The organism is Phenylobacterium aquaticum (assembly GCF_947378715.1).
GTDB lineage: Bacteria > Pseudomonadota > Alphaproteobacteria > Caulobacterales > Caulobacteraceae > Phenylobacterium > Phenylobacterium aquaticum_A.
Genome location: NZ_CANCLE010000237.1, coordinates 1 through 4,174, shown reverse-complemented (window position 1 = coordinate 4,174; position 4,174 = coordinate 1). Strand labels below are relative to the sequence as shown.

The following is a 4,174-nucleotide window of genomic DNA, read 5'->3' as shown; positions in this document are numbered from 1 at the left end:
TTCTCGCGCATGGCGTACATGGCCTGGAACTTCCAGGTGGTGTCGACGTGCAGCAGCGGGAAGGGCGGCTTGGAGGGATAGAAGGCCTTGGCCGCCAGATGCAGCATCACGGCCGAGTCCTTGCCGATCGAATAGAGCATGACCGGCTTTTCGGACTCGGCGGCCACCTCCCGCATGATGTGGATGGACTCCGCCTCCAGCCGCTGGAGGTGGGTCAAGGTGGCGGGGCCGATCCCGGCGGCGGGGTCTAGCCTGGAAGGCGCGTTCATCGCGTCAGGGCTCCAAATACCCGATCCGGCCGCCGGGCCGGCGGGCGCATCGTCAGGTTATAGGCCGATACCGCCGGGTGTCTCGCGGCGCCGCAGACGCGGAGACCCTCGGACACCCAGGCGTGAAACGGCAAGTGCGGCGCGCTACATCGCCGTCACCGGCCCACAAGTCGCTGCAATTAATCTGGACCTGGGGCGAGAATTGTTGCGTGGCAGGGCTCAACCCCCGCTCTGGGACGCTCCAGGGCGCCGGCGCGGGGGCGTGATGAGACGGGTAGCAGCGCCGGACTTAGCCCACACCTAGAAGGCGATCTGCGTTGTAGAGAAGCCCCCGACATGGCATCGTTAACCATGTCGGGGGCTCCGGCTCAGTTGTCTAGGTCTTGAGTGCCGGAATCGGTCGCCTGTCTGCGGCCATGACCCTGTTTTTATTGCACCTCTAGCTTTCAGGTCGGGCATGCCGCTTGTCTGTGTTGACGACGTGAAGCTTAACGCAGCCGACGCGGCGTCCGCGCGGATCGTCGAGGTGTACGCCAAGCACACGCCGCTCTACGCCGTCTATCGGACTCCGATGCGGGTGATCGTCCATTTCGCAGACGACCCCAGCCTCGCGAGCACCCAGCGCGCCACCCTGGCGCCGCTCAATCCGCTGCGTGGCCAGATCAACAGCCTGATCGATGGCTGGGGCCCGGCGCGCTCCAAGCGGTTCAACCGCGGCGTGGCCGACGCCCTGGTGGTGGCGCTGGAAGGCGACCGGGTCGGCGCGGCCGCGATCCTGGACCTGGTCAAGCAGGAGATCGTCGATGTGCGCACCTCCTGGGCGCGCTTCTCCTATCTCCTGGTGGCGCTGCTCACCTCGGTCGTGGTGGTGGCCGCGATGATCGTCGGCTTCAACCCGATGGTCGCCAAGATCATCAACCTGCCGCACGACGGCCAGGGCATCTGGCTTGGCGGCGGGGCGGGCGCGGTGGGCGCCTTCTTCTCGATCGCCACGGCCATTCGCGGGCGAACCGTGCTGACCGATTTCCAATGGGCCGACAACACCATCGACGCGATCCTGCGGGTGGTGATCGGCGTCATCTCCGGCATGATCCTCTACTGCATGCTCAAGGCGCAGCTGGTGAATCTGGGCGTCCCCGTTCCGGGGGGTGACGCCAGTGATGAGCAGAAGTGGATGTTCGTCACCGTCCTGGGGTTCACCGCCGGCTTCCTGGAACGGCTGGTGCCCGACCTTCTGGAAAAGACCAAGCCGACCCTGGCCAGCGAACGCACAGCGACCCAGGCCATGCAGAACTCCAGCGCCGGCAAGCTTCGTCCCGTCGCCCAGGACCCGGCGCACGAGGGCGAGGCGCATATCTGCGACCTGGGCGTCTCGGAGGATGAGGCGACCGCGGACGAACATCTGCCGCCGGCGCGGGGCGGCGTGGTCAAGCTGCGCGCCTGACGCCAGGCCGGGGAGGGGACGCTTTGGCGGAATATTCGCTGGTGTGGATGGAGCAGGCCCTGCTGGACGCGGGCCTGAAGGTGGCCGCCACCCCGGGCTGGCGCAGCCGCGGGCGGGGCGAGATGGGCGCGATCAAGGGCGTGATCTGCCATCACACCGCCACCAAGGCCGCGGGCAACATGCCGAGCTTGAAGTTGATCACCGAGGGCCGGCCGGATCTCGGCGGTCCCCTGGCCCAGCTGGGCCTGGGGCGTGACGGCACCTTCTACCTGGTCGCCGCCGGCCGGGCGAACCATGCGGGCTCAGGCCAGTGGGGCGACGTCGAGGGCGGCAACACCCACATGATCGGCATCGAGGCCGAGAATGCAGGCGACGGCAGCGAGGCCTGGGCCGATGTCCAGGTCGACGCCTACAAGCGCGGGGTTGCGGCCCTGTTGTCCCGCGCCGGCGCGCCGGCCGGCATGTGCTGCGGTCACAAGGAATACGCCCGGCCTCAGGGTCGCAAGGTCGATCCGGACATGGACATGGACGAGTTCCGCGCCCACGTCGCCGGCCACATGAAAGGCGCCATGCCGGTGCGCCCGCCGATCCCCGCCCAGGACGACCAGGCGCGGCCCACCTTGCGGCGCGGCGACGAGGGCGACCTGGTCCGCGAGGTCCAGGCCAAGGTCGGAGTGGCCGTCACCGGGTCGTTCGACGCCGTCACGGAGGCGGCGGTGCGCGAAGTGCAGCGCGCGGCCGGCATGGTGGCGGACGGTATTGTCGGTCCCAAGACCTGGACGGCGATGGACAAGGCGCCGGTCCCGTCCGCTCGCCCCCTTCCAACCGGCGGCGGCGACGGCTAAGCCTCGGCCCTAAGCGGGCGTGGCGAAACTGGTAGACGCACCGGACTTAAAATCCGTAGGGCCGCGAGGCCCGTGCCGGTTCGACCCCGGCCGCCCGCACCAATCGATCGCGCCTGTGCCTAGGGCTGGGCTTCGGTCAGGCGAGATGGGGGCGATGGCGCCGGCGTCGAGAACCCCTTGAACAATCGTCCGGCCCGGACGGCCCCGGCGACGTCCCGCAGCGCCAGGCCCATCAGGAACCAGGGCTCGACGCAGTAGCGGCCGAACAGCCGGCGTGGGTCGGCCAGCAGCCGCGCCAGCCATTCGAAGCCCCAGCGGGCGGCCCAGCGGGGCGGGCTGTACTGGACGCCGGCCTCATAGTCGAAAGCCGCGCCGATCGAATAGGTGACGCAGGGCGGCAGCTGCTCCAGGTGATGCAGCAGCCAGACCTCCTGTCGCGGCATGCCCATGCCCACGAAGATCACGTCGGGCTGGAAGGCGGTGATCTGGGCCACGATCTCGGTGTTGTCGGCGGAACCAGGGGTGGCGTCGAAATAGCCGTTGCGCACCCCGATCGTCGCGTTGGGATACTTCTCCGTCAGCGCCTGGGCTGCGGCCTCCGGCACGCTGGGGGCGCCGCCCAGATAGAAGACGCGCCAGCCGTGACGATTGGCCAGGCTCCAGAAGTGGTGGCGCCAGTCGAGATAGGTCCAGCGGTGGAACCGCCGCGCATTCAGTCCGACAATCCGGCTCAGCAGCACCATGGGGCCGGAATCGACCATGGTCAGGTCGGCGTGGTCGAAGTAGCGGGCGAACTCGGGGTTCCGTCCCATCAGATAGACGCTGTGGGCATTGTGATTGGCGACCACGAACCGCGTGCGCGCCGCGATATGGGCGGCCACATGGTGCATGATCTCCTCCAGGCGGACGAGATCGAGGGTGACGCCCAGGAGCTTGATCCGCTCCCCGGCCCGACGGGCCTTGCGGAAATCCCGGCGCCGTTCGTCTCGACGCTCCTGGCCTCGACTCTCCACGGGGGTCGACCTCTGATTCAACGCCCGAATGGGCCGGCTTCGTGAGCCCAGACCCTAGAGCTCGCGGGTTAAGACTCCCTGCCAGGGTGCGCAGGCGCGGCCGCCGCCGCCGACTCGTCGATGGGGCCGCTGAGTCTTCCGGTGGCGGAGGGTCCTGGTGCCGCGATCCGGCGCCCCGAAATCCAGCAGGTCTGCGGCGCTGGGTTCAGCCCCCAGAACGAGAGCCGATCCCCGGCCTTGCGTGAAAGCCTTGCGCTACAACGTCTTGTGAAGCCCGTACGGCCGAAAGGCCGGGCGAATTCAGTGGCCAGGCGCCGGCGCCCTGTCGCCGGGCAATGGAGCGGCCCGCAGGATTTTCAGAAAGTCCGAAACGACTGATTGACAGGAAAGGGGCCTCCCACTAGATAACCGCCTCCGCCGGCCACCGGCGCTAAACAGTGGGCTTGGCGGAAGCCGGGTTTGGTCTTTGACATTGTTGAATTGGAAAGAGAAACGCAGGCGGCGGCGCTCTAGCGATGGCCTTAACCAGGCCATATAGACGTCGACGAATTTGCGGTCTCTTGAAGACAATACCATGAGCCATCCGGGTTTTCGGATTTGGGT

4 protein-coding genes and 1 tRNA gene are annotated in these 4,174 nt (G+C 67.7%); 3 read left to right on the top strand and 2 right to left on the bottom strand.

Features of this window, described 5'->3' with window-relative positions; genetic code table 11:
- A partial coding sequence (locus Q7P21_RS19680; RefSeq protein WP_304179999.1) for a phosphoadenosine phosphosulfate reductase family protein occupies positions 1 to 269 on the bottom strand: 269 nt, incomplete at its 3' end.
- Between the two features lie 481 nt (positions 270 to 750).
- Here Q7P21_RS19680 and Q7P21_RS19675 point away from each other — a divergent pair.
- The 3 genes from Q7P21_RS19675 to Q7P21_RS19665 all read left to right on the top strand — a co-directional run bounded on the left by Q7P21_RS19675 (position 751) and on the right by Q7P21_RS19665 (position 2,660).
- Positions 751 to 1,713, top strand: coding sequence for a hypothetical protein (locus Q7P21_RS19675; RefSeq protein WP_304172082.1), 963 nt, complete (start codon positions 751 to 753; stop codon positions 1,711 to 1,713).
- Between the two features lie 23 nt (positions 1,714 to 1,736).
- Complete coding sequence (locus Q7P21_RS19670) at positions 1,737 to 2,558, top strand: N-acetylmuramoyl-L-alanine amidase (protein WP_304179997.1); 822 nt, start codon at positions 1,737 to 1,739, stop codon at positions 2,556 to 2,558.
- A 13-nt stretch (positions 2,559 to 2,571) separates the two neighbouring features.
- Positions 2,572 to 2,660: transfer RNA gene (locus tag Q7P21_RS19665), tRNA-Leu, on the top strand.
- A gap of 17 nt (positions 2,661 to 2,677) precedes the next feature.
- Here Q7P21_RS19665 and Q7P21_RS19660 read toward each other — a convergent pair.
- Complete coding sequence (locus Q7P21_RS19660) at positions 2,678 to 3,571, bottom strand: WecB/TagA/CpsF family glycosyltransferase (RefSeq protein WP_304172078.1); 894 nt, start codon at positions 3,569 to 3,571, stop codon at positions 2,678 to 2,680.
- Positions 3,572 to 4,174: the final 603 nt, after the last annotated feature.